The sequence below is a fragment of the Sphingomonas sp. Sph1(2015) genome, from assembly GCF_001970915.1.
GTDB lineage: Bacteria > Pseudomonadota > Alphaproteobacteria > Sphingomonadales > Sphingomonadaceae > Sphingomonas > Sphingomonas parapaucimobilis.
On the sequence record NZ_MQUI01000060.1, the window covers coordinates 1 to 18,758 of the forward strand.

Consider the following 18,758-nt stretch of genomic DNA (forward strand, 5'->3'; position numbering starts at 1 on the left):
GCTGCAGCTGTTCTTGCCCAGATCGATCCCGAGAACCGATACGTCCATGACCTTGGCTCCTTCCTCAAACGACCCGCTGTCGTGCGATAACAACGGTTCGGTTTAGGGGCGGGCCATCCATAAAGGGGGGCTGAGGCTGCCGCGATCGGCCGGTCCCGCGGTGGCCTGACGACCAAATTGCATGCCGCTGTCGACGCCATCGGCCTGCCGATCTGTATCCATCCAACGCCCGGACAATGGGGCGACCGCCCGCAGGCCGAGACGTTGCTGGCAGGCTTGAAGGGCGTCGGTCACGTCATTGCCGATGCCGCCTACGACGCCGATCCGCTACGCACCTTCATCGCCGACGATCTCGGTGCCACCGCGCATATCAAGGCCAATCCCAGCCGGACCGGCAAGCCCGCCATCGACTGGCGGCTCTACAAAGAGCGCCATCAGGTCGAGTGCTTCTTCAACAAGCTCAAACGCTTCCGGCGCATCGCCCTGCGCTGTGAGAAGACCATCTCCGCCTTCATGGGCTTCGTCCACCTCGCATGCGCCATGATCTGGTTACGCTAAATGCAGACGCCGCCTAGCGTAGATCAGGCAAAATTTAACCCAATCGGTGACCTTTTCAGATCCTGCCTCATGGAGGCCAGCGCGGATGGCATGCCCTGCGAGTGGCGGCGGAACGACGGCTATCGACTTTCCATGAAGGCGGGGAGCTATAGCCTTCCCAGACGGTGGGCGGCGAAGGGAGAATCCGATAAGGCGCGTATCCGCTACGACGGTGGTGATAGGCGCCTTCGCAATCGGCGCTTCGGCTCCGTTCGCCCTTTCTATCTTGATTATGCACGTGTCGTTCGACGACGGCGCGCGCATAGCCATGATCATGGCACCAGCCATATTGATGGCCGATCAATGGCCCGACCCGGCGATTCCGATCGCAAACGGCCTGTTTTATAGTTGCCTGGCCTGGGGCATCCGGTTCCTTCTGCCGCTTCGACGCCGATAGCCCTGGCTCTCTGGCCCCGACCGCGTTGCTGCCCCCCCCTGTTCTCGAGGTCGCCGACTACTTCCGCCCGAACAGCTTTTCGATATCGCCATGCTGCAACTTCACCCAGGTCGGGCGGCCATGGTTGCACTGGCCGGAGTGCGGGGTGACTTCCATCTCGCGGAGGAGTGCGTTCATCTCGGCGACGGACAGGATGCGACCCGCGCGGACCGAGCCGTGACAGGCCATGGTCGCGGCGACATGGTCCAGCCGTTCGCGCAAGGACAGCGCCTGGTCGAAGGCGGCCAGTTCGTCGGCGAGATCGCTGACCAGCCCCTTGGGATCGCTCTGCCCCAATAGCGCGGGGGTGGAGCGGACCAGCATCGCGGTCGGGCCGAAGCGTTCCAGGTCGAGGCCGAACTCGGCCAGCTCCTCGGCACGCGCCTCCAGCCGGTCGCAGGCGGGTTCGTCCAATTCGACGACTTCGGGGATCAGCATCGCCTGTGACGCCACCCGCCCGCCGGTCAGCGCGGCACGCATCCGTTCCAATACCAGCCGTTCATGTGCGGCGTGCTGGTCGACCAGGACGAGCCCGTCCTCGGCCTCGGCGACGATATAGGTCTTGGCGACCTGCCCCCGTGCGACGCCCATCGGATATTGGCGGACCTCCGGCGGGGCCGCGAAGGCCGCTTCGGCACGGGCGAGCGGCGGCGGGGCGGCAAAGCCAGGGCGCGGCGCGAACAGAGACTGGCGCTCCATCACCCGGGCCTCTGGCGCAGACGATGCCCAGTCATCGGCGACCGGCGCGCCCGTCAACGGGGCCGACACGCTCTCCGTCTGCCACATGGCCAGCGCCGAGTCCGGCGGGCGCTGCACGCTGCGATGGCCGGCTTCGTCCAGCGCGCGGCGCAGGCCCGAGACGATCATGCCCCGGATCAGCGCCGGATCGCGAAAGCGGACCTCGGTCTTGGCGGGGTGGACGTTCACATCGACTTCCGAGGGCGGCATGTCGAGGAACAGCGCGACGACCGCGTGGCGATCGCGTGGCAGCATCTCGGCATAAGCCCCTCGGATCGCGCCCATTAACAGGCGATCGCGGACCGGTCGGCCGTTGACGAACAGATATTGGTGGTCGGCGATCCCCCGGTTGAACGTGGGCAGCCCGGCAACGCCGCCCAGGCTCACGGCATCGCGAACCCAGTCGATTGCGACCGAATTCTCCGCCAGCGCGCGGTCGGTCAGACCCGCGACGCGCCCCGGCCGCTCCTCGCCCCCCGGCACGGTCAACACGCGGCGACCGTCATGCTCCAGCGTGAAGGCGATATCGGGCCGCGCCATCGCCAGGCGGCGCACCATGTCGAGACAGGCGGCATATTCCGAGCGTGGGGAGCGCAGGAACTTGCGGCGTGCGGGCACGCGCGCGAACAGGTCCTCGACCACGATGCGGGTGCCCGGCGGCACGGCGGCGGGGCCGTCGCGCAGCACCTCGCCATTGTCGACGACCCGACTCCAGCCGTCGCGGCCCGCCGGGCGACTCTCGATCGTCACCCGCGCGACGCTGGCGATGGAGGGGAGAGCTTCGCCGCGAAATCCGAGGGTTACGACCGATTCGATCGCCTCGTCCGGCAGCTTGGAAGTGCAGTGCCGCTCCAGCGCCAGCGCCATGTCCCCGGCCGACATGCCGCAACCGTCATCGGCCACCTCGATCCGGCCGATGCCCCCCTGACCGATCGCCACGGCGATCCGGGTCGCGCCCGCATCGATGGAATTTTCGACCAGTTCCTTCAACGCACTGGCGGGCCTTTCCACCACTTCACCGGCCGCGATACGATTGACGAGATGGGGAGGCAGGCGCCGTATTGACATGCGGCAAACCCTAGCCCAAGCGACGGCATCCCGCGACCCCGCAAATGACGGTGCAGGTGCCTTTGAAGGCTCTTGGGACGGCTCTTGGCGGCGGTTCGGGATATGAGTCCACGCCCACCCGGTCCATAGATGGAACGAAAGCTTCGATGCCCCTCCCCCGCTTCTTGAAATTCATGTCGCAAGACATGGCGATCGACCTCGGCACCGCGAACACCGTGGTCTATGTCCGCGGACGCGGCATCGTGCTGAACGAGCCGTCCGTCGTCGCGGTCGAGACGATCAACGGCATCAAGCGGGTCAAGGCGGTCGGCGACGACGCCAAGCTGATGATGGGCAAGACCCCCGGCAATATCGAGGCGATCCGCCCGCTTCGCGACGGCGTGATCGCGGACATCGACGTCGCCGAGCAGATGATCAAGCACTTCATCCTGAAGGTCCATGGCCCGCGCAAGTTCGCGCGCTGGCCCGAGATCGTGATCTGCGTGCCCTCGGGTTCGACCAAGGTGGAACGCCGCGCGATCCGCGACGCCGCCTCGAACGCGGGCGCGAGCCAGGTCTTCCTGATCGAGGAGCCGATGGCGGCCGCGATCGGCGCCGACATGCCCGTGACCGAGCCGATCGGCTCGATGGTCGTCGATATCGGCGGCGGCACGACCGAAGTCGCCGTGCTGAGCTTGCGCGGCCTGGCCTATACCACGAGCGTGCGCGTCGGCGGCGACAAGATGGACGAGTCCATCGTATCCTATGTGCGCCGCAACCATAATCTGCTGATCGGCGAAGCCACCGCCGAGCGGATCAAGCAGGAAGTCGGCATCGCGCGTCCCCCGGCGGACGGTATCGGCGTGACCATCCAGATCAAGGGCCGCGACCTCGTCAACGGGGTGCCCAAGGAAATCCAGATCAACCAGGGCCAGATCGCCGAGGCGCTGTCCGAGCCGGTCGCGACCATCGTCGAGGGCGTCCGTGTCGCCCTGGAGAACACCGCGCCCGAACTGGCCGCCGATATCGTCGACCAAGGCATCGTCCTGACCGGCGGCGGCGCGCTTCTGGAAGGGCTGGACGAGGTGCTGCGCGACGAGACGGGTCTGCCGGTGACGGTGGCGGAGGATCCGCTGACCTGCGTCGCGCTGGGCACCGGCCGCGCGCTGGAAGACCCGATGTATCGCGGCGTCCTGCTGAACGGCTAACCTCCAGCATAAGGGGACCGGCGCATGGCGCCCGCCCGCGACCGTCGCACCGGTTTCTCGCGACGGCGGCAATATGGAGCTTTCCTGGCCTATGTGCTCGCGGTGGCGGGTGCGGTGGTGGGTGCGGTGCTGCTTGTCGCATCGACCTTCAACCCGCCCGCCTTTGCCGCCCTGCGCATGACGCTGGGCAGCGTGACCGCGCCCATCTCCGGCACGTTCGTGGCGATCGGGGACGCGATCAGCGGCGTGCCCGACACGATCGGCCATTATTTCTTCGTCCATTCCGAAAATGACCGGCTGCGCGCCGAACTCGAACAGTCGCGCAAGGTCCTGCTGACGGCGCGGACCATCGCCCAGGACAACCGCCGCCTGCGCCGGTTGCTGGCGGTGCGCGACCGCACACCCGATACCGTCGTGACCGCGCGGCTGGTCAGTTCGACCGGGGCCAGCGGCCGCCGCTTCGCGCTGCTCAACGCAGGCCGCTGGCAGGGCGTGGAACCCGGCATGGCGGTGCGCGGACCGGAAGGGCTGATCGGACGCGTGACCGAGTCGGGGCCCGCGGCGGCCCGCATCCTGCTGCTGACCGACCCCGAGAGCATCGTGCCGGTACGGCGCACCCGGGACGGTATGCCCGCCATCGCGGTCGGGCGTGGCGACGGGACGCTCGACGTCCGGTCGGTGGCGACCAATGTACGGCTGGGCAAGGGTGACCTGTTCGTGACATCGGGCACCGGCGGGCTCTATGCCCCCAATATCCCGGTCGCCCGCGTCCGCACCGATGGCGGCGACGTGGCGGTGGCGCGACCTTTCATCCATCCCGACACGCTGGATTTCGCGATCGTTCAGCGCGCCTTCATGCCGATGCCGCCATCAGCGCCAGCACCCCGGCCGTGACCCTCGACACCTATAACCCCTTCGACCCCGGACTGCCCCCCGCCCGCGCCCGTGCGCTGCCGTGGCTGACCGTGATGGCCGGTTCGCTGACCGCCATCGTGCCGGTGGTGGCGATCGTCCCGTTGCAGCCGCCGATGGGCCTGCTGATGCTGCTCGCCTGGCGGCTGGTCGCGCGTTTCGCACTGCGCCTGTGGGCCGCCGCGCCGCTTGGGCTGTTCGACGATCTGGTATCGGGGCAACCGCTCGGTTCCGCCGTGCTCCTCTGGTCGCTGACCTCGCTCGCGATCGACCTGTTCGAGCATCGGCTGGTGTTCCGAGACTTCTGGCAGGATTGGCTGATCGCCAGCGGCGCCATCACCTTCTGCCTGATCGCGGGGCGTTTCCTGGCCGTGCCGGTCGGCGCGCAGGTCGATGCGCCGCTGGTCCTGCAGATCGCGATCACCATCCTGCTGTTCCCGATGGCCACGAGGCTGGTCGCGTGGATCGATCGCAAACGCGGCCGGAATGAGGTAGGGGCCTGAGCATGGATCGCCCCGGCCGGATCATGACCGAGGCCGCGCAGGCCTATAGCTTTTCGCGCCGCGCCTTCGTGCTGGGCACGGCACAGGCGGGCGTCGGGCTGTTGCTGGCCGGGCGGATGGCGTGGCTGTCGATCGCGCAGAACGAGAAGTACAACCTTCTCTCCGAGAGCAACCGCGTCAACACGACGATGATCCCGCCGCGTCGCGGCTGGCTGATCGACCGGTACGGCGTGCCCATCGCCAACAACCGGACCGACTTCCGCGTCGACATCATCCCCGACCGGCTGGAAGACAAGGACCGGGTGCTGGAGCTTCTCCGCCGGATCCTGAAACTGGACGACGAGGCGATGAACCGCATCCGCCTTGACCTGGAACATGCCGCCGGGTTCCAGCCGGTCCAGGTCGCCGAGCGGCTCGATTGGGAGCGCTTCGCGGCGGTCAGCGTCCGCCTGCCCGAACTGCCCGGCGTGCAGCCGACGCGCGGCTTTGCGCGTTTCTATCCGGCTGGCCCAGCCGTCGCGCATCTGACCGGCTATGTCGGCACGCCGACCGCCGAACAGTTCAAGGCGACGCATGATCAGTTGCTCGTCACCCCCGGCTTCAAGCTGGGCAAGGACGGGCTGGAAAAGATGCTGGAGCCGTATCTGCGCGGCAAGCCCGGCGCCAAGCGGGTCGAAGTGACCGCGCGGGGCAAGGTCGTGGCCGAACTCGCCACACGGCCCGACACGCCCGGCAAGAATATCCGCCTGACCATCGATGCGGGGCTGCAGGAATATGCCGCGCGCCGTCTGGGCACCAATTCGGGGTCGGCGGTGGTGCTCGACTGCCGTACGGGCGAGACGTTGGCGATGGTGTCGATGCCCGCCTATGACCCCAACAGCTTTTCGGACGGGATCAGCCATCTGGAATGGTCGATGCTGTCGGAAAACGACCATGTGCCCTTGATGAACAAGGTGACGCAGGGCCTTTATCCCCCCGGTTCGACCGTCAAGCCGATGAACGGCCTGGCGCTGCTGGAAGCGGGCGTCGGCGCGAACGACCGCGTGCTCTGCACCGGCGCGATGCGGGTCGGCACCGGCGTCTTCCACTGCCACAAGCGGGGCGGGCACGGCGCACTCAACCTGAAGGGTGCGATCGAACAGAGCTGCGACATCTATTTCTACGAGATGATCCGGCGCATGGGCTATGGCAGCATCGCGCCGATCGCGCGCATGGTCGGGCTGGGACAGAAATTCGACCTGCCGCTCAGCACCCAGCGTTACGGCACCGTGCCCGATGCGGCGTGGAAGCTCAGGAAATACAAGACGAAATGGACCGTCGCCGACGGTCTCAACGCGTCGATCGGGCAGGGCTATGTGCTGGCCAATCCGCTCCAGCTGGCGGTGATGGCGGCGCGGCTGGCGTCGGGACGGCATCTCCAGCCCAGCATGCTGGCGCATCAGGTTCATCTCGATGCCCCCGCTTTGCCCGTCGCCTCCGAGCATCTGGCGGTAGTGCGCGACGCCATGTTCGGCGTGGTCAACCAGGGCGGCACCGGCGGCGCGGCGCGGATGCTGGTGCCCGGGGTCAGCCTGGCGGCCAAGACCGGCACCGCGCAGGTCCGCCGCATCACCATGGCCGAGCGGCGCATGGGCGTTCTCAAGAACGGGCAATTGCCCTTCAAGCTGCGCGACCACGCGCTGCTCGTCTGCTTCGCGCCCGCCGACAATCCGCGTTATGCGGCGGCCGTCGTGCTCGAGCATAACGGCCATACCGTGCGCAATCTCGACGCGCCGCTGATCGGGCGCGACATCATGACCTATTTGTTCGATCGCGACCGGGCATTGGCGTCGCTGGCGGAAGGCGAGCAGACCTGGGGCGGTGACATCAACACCCGGATGCGCGCCGAGGAAGCCGCTTATCGCGCGGCGCACTCTCCCCAGCCCGCCGCCGCCGCGACCAAGACCGATGCGGGCGCGGCGACCGACGCACCGGCGGTCGAAGCCGCGACCAACGTCTCCGACGCGCAGGCCGAGGCGATGGCGACACGCGAAGCCGATCCCGAGGATGCAGGCGACCCCAATCCATGAGCGGCCCCCGCATCATCCCCGAACCCATCGCGCAATTGCCATGGCGCGTGATCCTGCTGGTCACCGCGATCGGCTGTTTCGGCCTGGTCGTCCTCTATTCGGCGGCGGGCGGATCGCTGACCCCCTGGGCCAAGCCGCAGGGCGTGCGCTTCTTCGTCCTGCTGGCGGGGTCGCTGGTGCTGTCCCGCCTGCCGCTCGACCTGTGGCGGCGGATCGCGATGCCGGGCTATCTGGTGCTGGTGGTCGCGCTGGTGCTGGTCGAGCTGCTCGGCGCGGTGCGCGGGGGCAGCCAGCGATGGCTGGACGTAGGCTTTATCCGGCTCCAGCCGTCCGAGTTGATGAAGCTGTTCATCGTGCTGGGTGCGGCGCGCTTCTATGAACTGATGCCCCCGGCCGAGACACGGCGCTTCTCCGGCATATGGCCCGTCGCGGCGATGATCGCGGTGCCCGCCGCGCTCGTAATGAAGCAGCCCGACCTCGGCACCGCGCTGATGATCTGCGCGGGCGGTGCGACGGTCATGTTCCTCGCGGGCGTGCCGCTGCGCCTATTCATCGGCGGGGCGATGGCGCTGGCGGTCGCGGCGCCGCTGGCGGTGAACTTCCTGCTGCACGATTATCAACGCAACCGCGTGCTGATCTTCATGAACCCGGAAAGCGATCCACTGGGCACCGGCTATCATATCAGCCAGTCCAAGATCGCGATCGGATCGGGCGGCATCTGGGGCAAGGGGTTTCTGAACGGCACCCAGAGTCATCTCGACTATCTGCCGGAGGGGCACACCGACTTCGTCTTCGCGACCATGGCCGAAGAATGGGGGCTGGTCGGCGGCTGCCTGCTGATCCTGGCCTTCATCCTCGTCATCCGCTGGGGCCTGAACGTCGCGCAAGCTGCGCAGACGCGCTTTGCCCGGCTGGCAGCGGCGGGGTTGTCGACCACCATCTTCATCTATGTCATGGTCAACCTGATGATGGTCATGGGGCTGGCACCCGTGGTCGGCATCCCCCTGCCCCTGGTCAGCTATGGCGGATCGTCGCAGATGACGGTGCTGTTGTGCCTGGGCATATTGATGGCGATCGACCGTGAAAATCGTCGCCCCGCGCGCTGGTAAGGCAAATAATCCGCAAAAAGCATTTGCAAAGCGGCACAGGCCTGCTAAAGGCGCGCCTCCCGATCACGAGGCGGGCCGCCGGACGGCCTGATGAGCGTGACGAACGGACGCATAGCTCAGTTGGTAGAGCAGCTGACTCTTAATCAGCGGGTCCTTGGTTCGAGCCCAAGTGCGTCCACCAGTTTCTTCAACGGCTCTGCAGCGATGCGGGGCCGTTGTGCTATGGGGCCGTCCGGCCCCCAACGGGATAGATGATTGATGGCAGGATATAAGGTTCCCGGTTTCGCCGATCGTGCATCGGCTTCGCGCGACGCCAAGGCGGCTGCGCTGGAAAAGCTGCGCAACAAGGCCGCGCCCGACCCCGAGGTCGTCGCCGCCCGCGCCGCCGCGCGCGCGGCCAAGGAAGCCGCCGAGGCCGAGCGCCGCGCCGCCCACAAGGCCGCGATCGAGCAGGAAAAGGCCGCCCGCGAGGAAGCCCGCGCCAAGGCGAAGGCCGAAGCGGACGCCGCCGCAGAGGCCGCTGCCGCCGCAGCCCGCCCGCCGGTGGTCCCGACGGCCGCCGAGCTGAAGGCGGCGCGTGACGCCCGCTACGCCGCTCGCAAGGCGCGTCAGGGCAAGTGACCCCGCGCGAGCTGCTGGGCATCGCCGAGGTGCCGGGCGGCGAGCCCCTGCGGCTGTTCCGCCGGGGCAAGGACTTCATGATCGTGCTCGACCGCAACGAGCTGATGAGCACGCGGATGAGCGGCTCGGAAGTGGCGCTGGGCACGATGACCTGTGACCGGCTGGGCGGGCGCAATGCGCCGCACCTGCTGATCGGGGGCTATGGCATGGGCTTTACGCTGCGTGCCGTGCTCGCCCGGCTGGGCCGCGATGCGCGGGTGACCGTGGCGGAGCTGGTGCCCGGCATCATCGAATGGGCACGCGGACCGATGGTCGAGCTGACCGCCGGATGCCTGGACGATCCCCGCGTCACGCTGGCCATGGGCGATGTCGGCAACGCCATCTACGCGGGGCGCGGGACGTATGACGCGATCCTGCTCGACGTCGACAATGGCCCCGACGGGCTGACCCGCCCGGCCAATGACGGGCTCTATTCGAACCGGGGACTGGACGAGGCGCGGGTCGCACTGCGTCCCGGCGGCGTGCTGGCCATCTGGTCGGCCGCACCCGACCCGGTCTTTACCCGGCGGCTGTCGCGGGCGGGGTTCCTGGTCGATGAGGTGAAGGTCCGCGCCCGCGAGAACGGCAAGGGCGCCACGCATACCATCTGGTTCGCGACGCCGCGGTAAGAGCATACCGCCACCCTCACCCTTCCCACCCGCTAACGCGGGCGGGCCCCTTCCCTCTCCCATCGGGAGAGGGAGGGAGGCGCGAAGCGCCGGAAGGGTGAGGGTATTGGCGGGTCAATCCTCCCGCTTGGCCCCGTCGAGTTTTTTACGAATCCGCTCCTGCTCGGCAGCATCCCGCTGCTTCTCAGCCTTGCTCCGTCCGAACCGCGCACGGTTCTCCGCCGCCTGCTGCTCGGCCTGTTTGCGAGCCAGCCCCTTGCGCGCCTGACGGAAGTTGACGACCTCACCCATCAGCGCCGCCGCAGCCGCCGGAACAGCCCCTTGCGCTGGCTGAACGCCTCGAACATCTCGTCCGGCCCTTCGGGGTCGAGCACTTCGTTGTCGGCCAGCCATTCCTCGACGCTCGACAGGTCCGGCACCTCATAGGGCCGCAGGCTCCGTCCCCCCTGCCCACGCAGCGCCTCGACCGCGGCGATCAGCGAGCCAGTGCGGGCGACGGTGTCGCCGACCAGCCTGGGCGCGATGCCCAGATGCTCGCCCAGTAGGTCGTCTCGAATCGCCGCGATCCGCTGTCCTGCCGCACTTTCCGCCTCGACCGCGATCGCCAGGTCGCATTCGGTGTCCAGCCGCATGGATCGGTTGTTCAGGTTGGACGAGCCGAGCCGGAAGACCTGGTCGTCGGAGATCAGGATCTTGGCATGGCAATAGATCGCCTCGCCCCCGGCGGTGAAGGGATGATAGAGCCGCAGCCGCCCATGCCGGTCCCGCCGCCGCAACGCCTCGACCAGCCGGGCACGGGCGGTGTCCATCGCGATGGGCTCCAGCCAGCCTTGCGCGGTCAGCGGATTGATGATGACGAATTCCGGGCCATTCTCTTCGTCCAGTCGCCGGGCGATCGCCTCGGCCACCCGGCGCGAGGCGAAATACTGGCTCTCGATATAAACATACCGCTCGGCCCGAGCGATCTGGGCGAGGAACAACGCCTCATTCTCGTGGACCGGCGCCTGGTCGTCCATCTCCGGCATGGTGCGGGCGATGGCGACCGGCTGGTTGGTGAAGTCGGGCTCCAGTCCTTCCGGCCAGCAGCTTGCCCCCGGCACGGCAGGCCCCATCGGCTTGCCGCCCGCCGCATGCCAACGCTCGCGGAACAGCTCGCCCAGCGCGTGCGTCACCGGCCCCTCCACCGCGCTGATCGCGTCGTGCCATGGCTTGTAGGGCTGGCCGCCGGGGCGCTTGCGACCGGGATCGTCGTCGCGGTGTTCGCGCGTGTCCCAGCGCTCGCTGGTCATGTCGATGCCACCGCAAAAAGCGAGCTGGTCGTCGATGATGACGATCTTCTGGTGATGCGAGGCGGCGATCGGATGATGGCCGTCCAGCTTCGTATGGATACGCTTGTGCGCCATCCACTTCAGGACGGTGAAGAAGGTCCGCCCCCGGAACAAAGACTTGATCGCGCCGGTATCCCAGCGGAGCAGGAAAATCTCCAGCTCGGGCTGGCGCTGGACGAGTGAATAGATGAAATCGCCGACCGTCTCACCCGGCGCCTCGTCATGGTCGAGGACGATACGTGCGTCGAAGTCCCAACCGATCAACAGGATCTGCCGCCGCGCATTCAGCATCGCGCGGCGGGCCTTGCGGAAATATTCCTCCGCATCGACGATGACCGCCATGCGATCGGCCTGCTCGATCCGCCAGCATTCCTGTCCGACCTTCAACGACGATCTCCCCTATTGACGCCCGCGTCATGCCCGGACGACCAGGCGCTGGCAAATGCCCAAACGGCCAATGCCCGCAAAAGGTCAGGGAATTGGAGACGAAAAGGGATCAGAAAATGCGGTAGCGAACCGGGCGGATCGACAGGGACTGACCGGCAGCCGCGTCCACCGCGACGGGCAAGTCGAAGGTCAGCGGCTCGGCCGCCCCGGCAAGCTGGGCCGTGATCCGGCGGGACCGGCCGACAGGCCGGCTCGCCAGCACCGTGACGGGCAACGCATCGGCCGCGCCCGGCTCGGCCAGCTCGACATCGTGCGGCCGGATATGGATTTCGCCCTCGCCCTGCCCGCGTGCTTCGTCGGACATGGTCGCCAACCCGTCGCCGATGATCGCCACGCCGTCCCGACGCGTCACGGGCAGCCGGTTGGTCTCGCCGATGAAGGACGACACGAAGGCGGTGGCGGGCGCGCTCTGCACCTCGGCGGGGGTGCCGATCTGCTCGATCACGCCGCCGCGCATCACGACGATGCGGTCGGCGATCTCCAGCGCCTCCTCCTGGTCATGCGTCACGAAGATCGAGGTCAGCCCCGTCTCGTCATGGATACGCCGCAGCCAGCCGCGCAGGTCCTTGCGCACCTGTGCATCCAGCGCGCCGAAGGGTTCGTCGAGCAGCAACAGGCGCGGCTCGATCGCCAGCGCACGGGCCAGTGCCACACGCTGACGCTGGCCGCCCGACAGCTGCGCCGGGTAACGGTCGCCCAGTTGCGGCAGCTGGATCAGTTCGAGCAGTTCGACGACCTTGGCCGCGATCGCCGCCTTGGCGGGCCGGTCACGCCGCTTGCGCACCGTCAGGCCGAAGGCGATGTTGTCGGCGACCGTCATGTGGCGGAACAGCGCGTAATTCTGGAACACGAAACCGATCCGCCGTTCGGCGGCGGGGGTGCCGGTCATGTCCTGTCCATCGAACAGGACATGACCCTCATCGGCGAAGTCCAGCCCGGCGATGGTCCGGAGGAGCGTGGTCTTGCCCGAACCGGACGGTCCAAGCAGCGCCAGGAACTCGCCCGGCTTGGTTTCCAGCGTCACGTGGTCCAGCGCGGTGAACCCGCCGAAGCGGCGGGAGATATTGTCGACGACGATGCTCAATGCGCGGCTCCCGCCCGGTGGATGCCGAAACGCCATTCCAGCACGGTCTTCACTCCCAAGGTCACCAGCGCGAGCGAGGCGAGCAGAGACGCCACCGCGAACGCGCCGACAAAGTCATATTCATTGTACAGGATTTCGACATGCAGCGGCATGGTGTTGGTCAGCCCCCGGATATGCCCCGACACGACCGATACCGCGCCGAATTCGCCCATCGCGCGGGCGTTGCACAGCAGCACCCCGTAGAGCAGGCCCCAGCGGATATTGGGCAGCGTGACATGCCAGAAGGTCTGCCACCCGCTCGCCCCCAGCGACCGCGCCGCTTCCTCATCGTCGCGCCCCTGCTCCGCCATCAGCGGGATCAGCTCGCGCGCGACGAAGGGGAAGGTCACGAAGACGGTCGCCAGCACGATGCCGGGCACCGCGAAGATGATCCGCACGCCATGCGCGGTCAGCCATGGACCAAGCCAGCCCTGCGCCCCGAACAGCAGGACGAAGATCAGGCCCGACACCACCGGCGAGACGGAAAAAGGCAGATCGATCAGCGAGATGAGCAGGCTTTTTCCGCGAAAATCGAACTTTGCGATCGCCCAGGAGGCGGCAACTCCGAACACGGCATTGATCGGCACCGAGATAGCCGCGACGAGCAGGGTCAGGCGGATCGCCGCCAGCGCATCCGGGTCGACCAAAGCGTCGAGGAAAACCTTCCATCCCTTCGCAAGAGCCCCTGCAAAGACCATGACCAGCGGCAGGAACAGGAACAAGGCCAAAAAGAGAAAGCCGACGCCGATCAGCGCCCGCCGCGCCCAGGGGCTCTCGATGGTGGTGGGGTTTGAGGCGCTCATCGCGTCCCTCGCTTGGCGCGCCACGCCTGGAGGAGGTTTACGAACAACAGCATCGCAAAGGACAGGACCAGCATCACGCAGGCGATGGCCGTCGCGCCGTCATAGTCGAACTGTTCCAGCTGGGTGATGATCAACAGCGGCGCGATCTCCGACTTGAAGGGCATGTTGCCCGCGATGAAGATGATCGAGCCATATTCTCCCACGCCGCGGGCAAAGGCGAGCGCAAAGCCGGTCAGCAGGGCTGGCGCGATCGCGGGCAGGATCACCCGGCCAAAGGTCTGCGCGCGGGAGGCGCCCAGCGTCGCGGCGGCCTCCTCGACGTCGCGCCCCAGATCGGCGAGCACCGGTTGGACCGAACGAACAATGAACGGCAAGCCGATGAAAACAAGGGCAATGGTCACACCCAGGGGCGTATAGGCGACCTTGATCCCAAGCGGCGTGAGCAGCGACCCGACCCAACCATTTTCCGAATAGAGCGACACCAGGGCGATACCCGCCACCGCCGTCGGCAGCGCAAAGGGCAGGTCCACCGCCGCGTCGATCAGCTTCTTGCCCGGAAACTCATAGCGGACGAGGATCCAGGCGATCAGCAGCCCGAACACCGCATTGATCGCCGCCGCCGCCAGCGCCGCCCCGAAGCTCAGGCGATAGGCGGCCAGCGCGCGCGGCGACAGCCCGACCTCGGCAAAGCCGTCCCAGCCCATGCCCGCGGCCCGGATGACGAGCGCCGACAAGGGGACCAGCACGACCAGCCCCAGCCAGAAGATGGTCATGCCCATGGTCAGGCCGAACCCCGGCAGCGCCGAGCGGCGCTTCGTCCGCACCACCGCGATCAGCGCCGCTTGGCCTGACCGCCATAGATGGCGTCGAACACTCCGCCATCCGCGAAGAACCGCTTCTGCGCCGCGCCCCAGCCGCCGAAATCCTGGATCGTCACCATGTCCAGCTTGGGGAAGGTCGCGGCGTGCTTGGCCAGCACCGCCTGGTCGCGCGGGCGATAGAAGTTGCGCGCGACGATCTCCTGCCCCTCGGGCGTATAGAGGAACTTCAGATAGTCGGTCGCGACCTGTTCCGTGCCATGCGCCTTGGCATTGGCGTCGACCACCGCGACCGGCGGCTCGGCAAGGATCGAGATGGAGGGCACGACGATATCGAACTTGCCCGCACCCAGCTCCTTTTCGGACAGCAAGGCTTCATTCTCCCAGGCGATCAGAACATCGCCCAGCCCTCGCTCGACAAAGGTCGTCGTCGCCCCGCGTGCGCCGGAGTCCAGCACGGGCACATGGCCATAAAGGTCGGCGACATATTTCTGCGCCGCCGCATCCGAACCGCCCGCCTTCTTGCCGTAAGCCCAGGCCGCCAGGAAATTCCACCGCGCGCCGCCGCTGGTCTTCGGACTGGGGGTGATGACCTGCACGCCCGGCTTCACCAGATCGGCCCAGTCGCGAATGCCCTTGGGATTGCCCTTGCGGACCAGGAACACGATGGTCGAGGTATAAGGCGCGCTATTGTCGGGCAGACGGCTCTGCCAGTTGGCAGGCAGCAGCTTGGCCCGCTCGGCGATGGCATCGATGTCATAGGCCAGCGCCAGCGTCACCACATCGGCCGACAGCCCGTCGATCACCGAGCGCGACTGTTTGCCCGAACCGCCATGGCTCATCCGGAACGACACCGTCTTGCCGGTCTTGGCCTGATAGTCCCTGGCGAAGGCGGCGTTGATATCCTTGTACAGCTCGCGCGTCGGATCATAGCTGACGTTCAGCAGCTCGACCGAGCCCTTGCCATTGCCGCCCCCCGAACAGCCGGCCAGACCGATCGTACCGATCATCAACGCGGCCATCATGGCCGGAAATGGTGCTCGCATCTGGACCCGTCCCTTTCGTTTCGGCGCGTAACCTATCTCGATCCCCCCGATAGGAAATGCCGTAAAGCTTGGGACGCACAAAGCCCTGCTTTTGCTCCCTCGATCCTGACAGAAGCCCGTTTCGGCCCTTCGCGGCCTTGTATCGGCAGCGGACAAGACCGATCTCCGGCCCGCATTCACCCCCCTTACCCCTTCCGAAAGGACGCCTATGACCGCCCAGCAGCTTGACGTAAAAACCGGCCTTTACATCGGCGGCGAGTGGCTGGGGCCGCAGGGGCGCGACACCCAGGACGTGCTGAACCCGGCGACCGGCCAGTCGCTGGGCGAGCTGCCGCTGGCGACCGCCGCCGACATGGACCGCGCGCTGGAGGCCGCCGCGCGCGGGTTCGAGCAGTGGCGTAAAGTCGCGCCGCAGGAGCGTGGCGCCGTCCTCCATCGCACCGCCGCGCTGGTCCGCGAGCGCGCCGAGGAACTGGCCCGACTCACCACGCTGGAGGAAGGCAAGCCGATCGTCGAGGCACGCGGCGAAGTCGCCGCCACCGCCGCGCTGCTGGATTTCCATGCGGGCGAAGCGGTCCGTATTTATGGCCGGGTGCTGCCGCGTCCCACCGGCACCCGCTCGCTGGTGCTGCACCAGCCGGTCGGCCCGGTCGCGGCCTTCTGTGCGTGGAATTTCCCGGTCATGAACCCGGTGCGCAAGATTTCGCCCGCCATCGCCGCCGGATGCTCGGTCATCCTGAAGCCCAGCGAGGAAACCCCGGCCAGCGCCATTGCGGTCATGCGCTGCTTCCAGGATGCGGGGCTGCCCGGTGACGTCGCCCAGCTGGTCTTCGGCGTACCCGATGCGGTGTCGCGCCACCTGCTCGCCTCGCCGGTCACGCGCAAGCTCAGCTTCACCGGGTCGGTGCCGGTCGGCAAGCATCTGCTGAAGCTCGCCGCCGATACGGTGATGAAGTCGACCATGGAGCTGGGCGGCCACGGCCCGGTGCTGGTCTTCGACGATTGCGATCTCGACAAGACGCTCGACCTGCTGGTCACGCACAAGTTCCGCAATGCGGGCCAGGTCTGCGTCGCGCCCACCCGTTTCCATGTGCAGGAGGGGATTTACGAGCGCTTCGCCAAGGGCTTTGCCGAGCGCGCCGCCGCGCTGAAGATCGGTGACGGCCTGTCGAGCGACACGCAGATGGGGCCGATGGCGAACCCCCGCCGCCCCGAGGCGATCGGCGCGATGATCGAGGACGCCGTGCGGAACGGCGCGCGCAAGCTGACCGGCGGCGAGGCCAAAGGCGGAGACGGCTTCTTCTTCGCGCCCACGGTACTTGCCGATGTGTCGCTCGACGCGAAGGCGATGAATGAAGAGCCGTTCGGCCCGATCGCGCTGATCCGCCCCTTCGCCACCACCGAGGATGCCATCGCCGAAGCCAATCGCCTGCCCTTCGGCCTGGGTGCCTATTGCTTTACCGAGAATGGCCGCCGCCAGAACCAGCTGGCCGACGAGATCGAGGCGGGCATGGTCGCGATCAATACCGTTCGGCTCAGCTGGGGCGATGCGCCCTTCGGCGGGGTCAAGGAAAGCGGGTACGGCTCGGAAGACGGCCCCGAAGGCATCGCCAACCATATGATAACCAAGGCGGTTCACATCGCCTGATGACAGAATGGGGTCAGGCCCGCGCGCGATAGGCCGCGCGGGCCGCCTCCACTTCGCGCTGATGTCCATCCGCCCAGCGGATCAATGCACGCATCGGCTCCAGGAACGACCGGCCCAGTTCGGTCAGGCTATATTCCACGCGTGGCGGCACCTCGGCATAGACCGTCCGCTCGACAAAGCCGTCTTCCTCCAGTCGCCGCAGGGTACGCGACAGCATCTGTTTCGATACATCACCGATCCGCCGCAGCAGCACGTTGAAGCGCAACGTCTCCGGCTCCAGCGCGGCGAGGACGAGCAGGCTCCATTGATCGCCGATCCGGTCCAGCACGTCGCGGATCGGACACCCGCCCTCCCCGGTCAGCGCCATGGTCACATCCATGTGACCTGGTCCCTCGAAAATGACGTCTTGTGATGGAGCGGCGCCCTGCATAGCTCGACGGTCTACAAAGTGGACCATGGAAAGGAAAGACCATGAAGATCGCCCTGATCGGAGCCTCTGGCAATGCTGGCTCGCGCATCCTGAAGGAATTGTCGGATCGTGGCCATGCCGTGACCGCCATCGCGCGCAACGTCGACCGGATCGCCACCCTGCCGGGCGTCACCCCGGTCTCGGGAGATGTGAACGCGCCGGATGCGCTGGCCGAGGCGCTGCGCGGACATGACGCGGTCGTCCTCTCGCTGCCGTTTGCGCCGAACGATCCGGCCACGCTGATCGAACCCGTCCGCGTGTCGGGCGTGAAGCGCTATCTGGTCGTCGGTGGCGCGGGCAGCCTTGAGGTCACGCCCGGCCAGCGCCTGATCGACCAGCCGGGCTTCCCCGAGGAATACAAGACCGAGGCCCGCGCAGGCGCAATCTTCCTCGACCGGCTGCGCGAGGTGGAGGATCTGGAATGGACCTTCCTCTCTCCCTCAGCGATGTTCGTCCCAGGCGAGCGGACCGGCCGTTTCCGCCTGGGCACCGACACGCTCCTGTCGAACGAGCAGGGCAGCACCATCTCGTTCGAGGACTATGCCATGGCGCTGGTCGATGAGATCGAGCAGCCCCACCACATCCGCCGACGTTTTACGGTCGGTTATTGAAGGACTTGCGCCGTCGGGGCCGGATATTCGGCCTCGACTGCCAAAAAAATGTCAAAAACCCCCTTGGCAGGTCGGACATGCCCGGCTAATAGCCGCCCCACCAGACGGGGACTTGGCTCCCCGCCATGCCGCAGACCGGCATCGGACGCATAGCTCAGTTGGTAGAGCAGCTGACTCTTAATCAGCGGGTCCTTGGTTCGAGCCCAAGTGCGTCCACCATGATATCCCAACATTGCAATTTGCGCACACCATAAATGGTTTTTATTGCGTTCCCGCTGCAGCTTCGTACCTTTGCTGAAAAGGCATAGGTGCCTGATGAAGATCCATCGGATATCGGCGTGAGGGCATGCAAATCATTGTTGGACGGGTCATCACAGGGAGAAGGCTGTGAACGCGAGTGAGTACATACTCAGCTTGAGCTTTGTGGAAGGTAAGCGCTGTTAACGCACCACGCGGGCGGCGTATGCCCATGGCATGAGGTCGCCGAGTGCATTGATGCGGTGGCCGCCCGCAAGGCGCTTGAGAGTGTCGGTCAGCCAGGCCTGTGGGTCGACGCG

Annotated in this window: 18 protein-coding genes, 2 tRNA genes and 1 pseudogene; 12 read left to right on the plus strand and 9 right to left on the minus strand. The window is 66.9% G+C overall.

All coding sequences use genetic code 11. The features are described 5' to 3' along the window. Nucleotides 1-123: 123 nt before the first annotated feature. A pseudogene (locus tag BSZ14_RS16905) lies at nt 124-558 on the plus strand (IS5 family transposase); the annotation flags it as partial. A gap of 493 nt (nt 559-1,051) precedes the next feature. Here the strand turns inward: BSZ14_RS16905 and mutL are convergent. After that, nucleotides 1,052-2,839: a DNA mismatch repair endonuclease MutL gene (mutL, locus tag BSZ14_RS16915; protein WP_076711812.1), complete on the minus strand. Its 1,788-nt coding sequence runs from the start codon at nt 2,837-2,839 to the stop codon at nt 1,052-1,054. Nucleotides 2,840-2,985: 146 nt separating this feature from the next. Between mutL and BSZ14_RS16920 the strand changes: the two genes are divergently transcribed. The 8 genes from BSZ14_RS16920 (at nt 2,986) to BSZ14_RS16955 (ending at nt 9,908) form a co-directional block, all read left to right on the plus strand. Next, nucleotides 2,986-4,026, plus strand: a complete 1,041-nt coding sequence (locus BSZ14_RS16920; RefSeq protein ID WP_042482832.1) for a rod shape-determining protein — start codon at nt 2,986-2,988, stop codon at nt 4,024-4,026. A gap of 24 nt (nt 4,027-4,050) precedes the next feature. Next, nucleotides 4,051-4,920: a rod shape-determining protein MreC gene (gene mreC, locus BSZ14_RS16925; protein ID WP_076711813.1), complete on the plus strand. Its 870-nt coding sequence runs from the start codon at nt 4,051-4,053 to the stop codon at nt 4,918-4,920. Further along, nucleotides 4,917-5,441 carry a rod shape-determining protein MreD gene (locus tag BSZ14_RS16930; protein ID WP_076711814.1) on the plus strand — a complete coding sequence of 175 codons (525 nt, stop codon included), beginning with the start codon at nt 4,917-4,919 and terminating at the stop codon, nt 5,439-5,441. Before mreC ends, BSZ14_RS16930 begins: the two co-directional genes overlap by 4 nt. 2 nt (nt 5,442-5,443) lie before the next feature. Next, a complete protein-coding gene (gene mrdA / locus BSZ14_RS16935) occupies nt 5,444-7,510 on the plus strand; it encodes a penicillin-binding protein 2 (RefSeq protein ID WP_076711815.1) in 2,067 nt (688 codons plus the stop codon). Further along, on the plus strand, nt 7,507-8,619 hold the full coding sequence (rodA, locus tag BSZ14_RS16940) for a rod shape-determining protein RodA (protein WP_042482843.1): 1,113 nt from the start codon (nt 7,507-7,509) through the stop codon (nt 8,617-8,619). Before mrdA ends, rodA begins: the two co-directional genes overlap by 4 nt. 105 nt (nt 8,620-8,724) lie before the next feature. Further along, nucleotides 8,725-8,800 (plus strand) — tRNA-Lys (locus tag BSZ14_RS16945). A gap of 77 nt (nt 8,801-8,877) precedes the next feature. Continuing rightward, complete coding sequence (locus BSZ14_RS16950; protein WP_042482846.1) at nt 8,878-9,240, plus strand: DUF6481 family protein; 363 nt, start codon at nt 8,878-8,880, stop codon at nt 9,238-9,240. Continuing rightward, nucleotides 9,237-9,908 carry a spermidine synthase gene (locus BSZ14_RS16955; protein WP_042482849.1) on the plus strand — a complete coding sequence of 224 codons (672 nt, stop codon included), beginning with the start codon at nt 9,237-9,239 and terminating at the stop codon, nt 9,906-9,908. The genes BSZ14_RS16950 and BSZ14_RS16955 overlap by 4 nt, the downstream gene beginning before the upstream one ends. Nucleotides 9,909-10,022: 114 nt before the next feature. Here BSZ14_RS16955 and BSZ14_RS16960 read toward each other — a convergent pair whose 3' ends face one another. From BSZ14_RS16960 to BSZ14_RS16985, 6 genes are all read right to left on the minus strand, one after another. After that, nucleotides 10,023-10,199 (minus strand): DUF4169 family protein, encoded by a 177-nt coding sequence (locus tag BSZ14_RS16960; protein WP_076711816.1) that lies wholly within the window; start codon nt 10,197-10,199, stop codon nt 10,023-10,025. Further along, nucleotides 10,199-11,578 (minus strand): phospholipase D-like domain-containing protein, encoded by a 1,380-nt coding sequence (locus BSZ14_RS16965; RefSeq protein WP_241823809.1) that lies wholly within the window; start codon nt 11,576-11,578, stop codon nt 10,199-10,201. The genes BSZ14_RS16960 and BSZ14_RS16965 overlap by 1 nt, the downstream gene beginning before the upstream one ends. Nucleotides 11,579-11,732: 154 nt before the next feature. Beyond that, nucleotides 11,733-12,767 carry a sulfate/molybdate ABC transporter ATP-binding protein gene (locus BSZ14_RS16970; protein ID WP_076711818.1) on the minus strand — a complete coding sequence of 345 codons (1,035 nt, stop codon included), beginning with the start codon at nt 12,765-12,767 and terminating at the stop codon, nt 11,733-11,735. Beyond that, entirely contained in the window at nt 12,764-13,609 is an 846-nt protein-coding gene (gene cysW, locus BSZ14_RS16975) for a sulfate ABC transporter permease subunit CysW (RefSeq protein WP_042483005.1), read from the minus strand. The genes BSZ14_RS16970 and cysW overlap by 4 nt, the downstream gene beginning before the upstream one ends. Further along, entirely contained in the window at nt 13,606-14,433 is an 828-nt protein-coding gene (gene cysT / locus BSZ14_RS16980; protein ID WP_274533668.1) for a sulfate ABC transporter permease subunit CysT, read from the minus strand. The genes cysW and cysT overlap by 4 nt, the downstream gene beginning before the upstream one ends. A gap of 8 nt (nt 14,434-14,441) precedes the next feature. Beyond that, nucleotides 14,442-15,452 (minus strand): sulfate ABC transporter substrate-binding protein, encoded by a 1,011-nt coding sequence (locus BSZ14_RS16985; RefSeq protein ID WP_089413678.1) that lies wholly within the window; start codon nt 15,450-15,452, stop codon nt 14,442-14,444. A gap of 229 nt (nt 15,453-15,681) precedes the next feature. Between BSZ14_RS16985 and BSZ14_RS16990 the strand changes: the two genes are divergently transcribed. After that, the gene (locus tag BSZ14_RS16990) at nt 15,682-17,121 is read left to right on the plus strand and encodes an NAD-dependent succinate-semialdehyde dehydrogenase (RefSeq protein ID WP_076711820.1); all 1,440 of its coding nucleotides are present in this window, start codon (nt 15,682-15,684) and stop codon (nt 17,119-17,121) included. Between the two features lie 13 nt (nt 17,122-17,134). Here the strand turns inward: BSZ14_RS16990 and BSZ14_RS16995 are convergent, their stop codons facing one another. Beyond that, entirely contained in the window at nt 17,135-17,500 is a 366-nt protein-coding gene (locus tag BSZ14_RS16995; protein WP_042482863.1) for a winged helix-turn-helix transcriptional regulator, read from the minus strand. Between the two features lie 92 nt (nt 17,501-17,592). Here BSZ14_RS16995 and BSZ14_RS17000 point away from each other — a divergent pair, with 92 nt between their 5' ends. Together BSZ14_RS17000 and BSZ14_RS17005 are read left to right on the plus strand one after the other, a co-directional pair. After that, on the plus strand, nt 17,593-18,201 hold the full coding sequence (locus BSZ14_RS17000; RefSeq protein ID WP_076711821.1) for an NAD(P)-dependent oxidoreductase: 609 nt from the start codon (nt 17,593-17,595) through the stop codon (nt 18,199-18,201). A 143-nt stretch (nt 18,202-18,344) separates the two neighbouring features. Beyond that, nucleotides 18,345-18,420: transfer RNA gene (locus BSZ14_RS17005), tRNA-Lys, on the plus strand. 221 nt (nt 18,421-18,641) lie between these two features. Here the strand turns inward: BSZ14_RS17005 and BSZ14_RS17010 are convergent. Next, nucleotides 18,642-18,758 (minus strand): transposase domain-containing protein (locus BSZ14_RS17010; protein ID WP_139330359.1); only part of this gene is annotated, 117 nt, incomplete at its 5' end.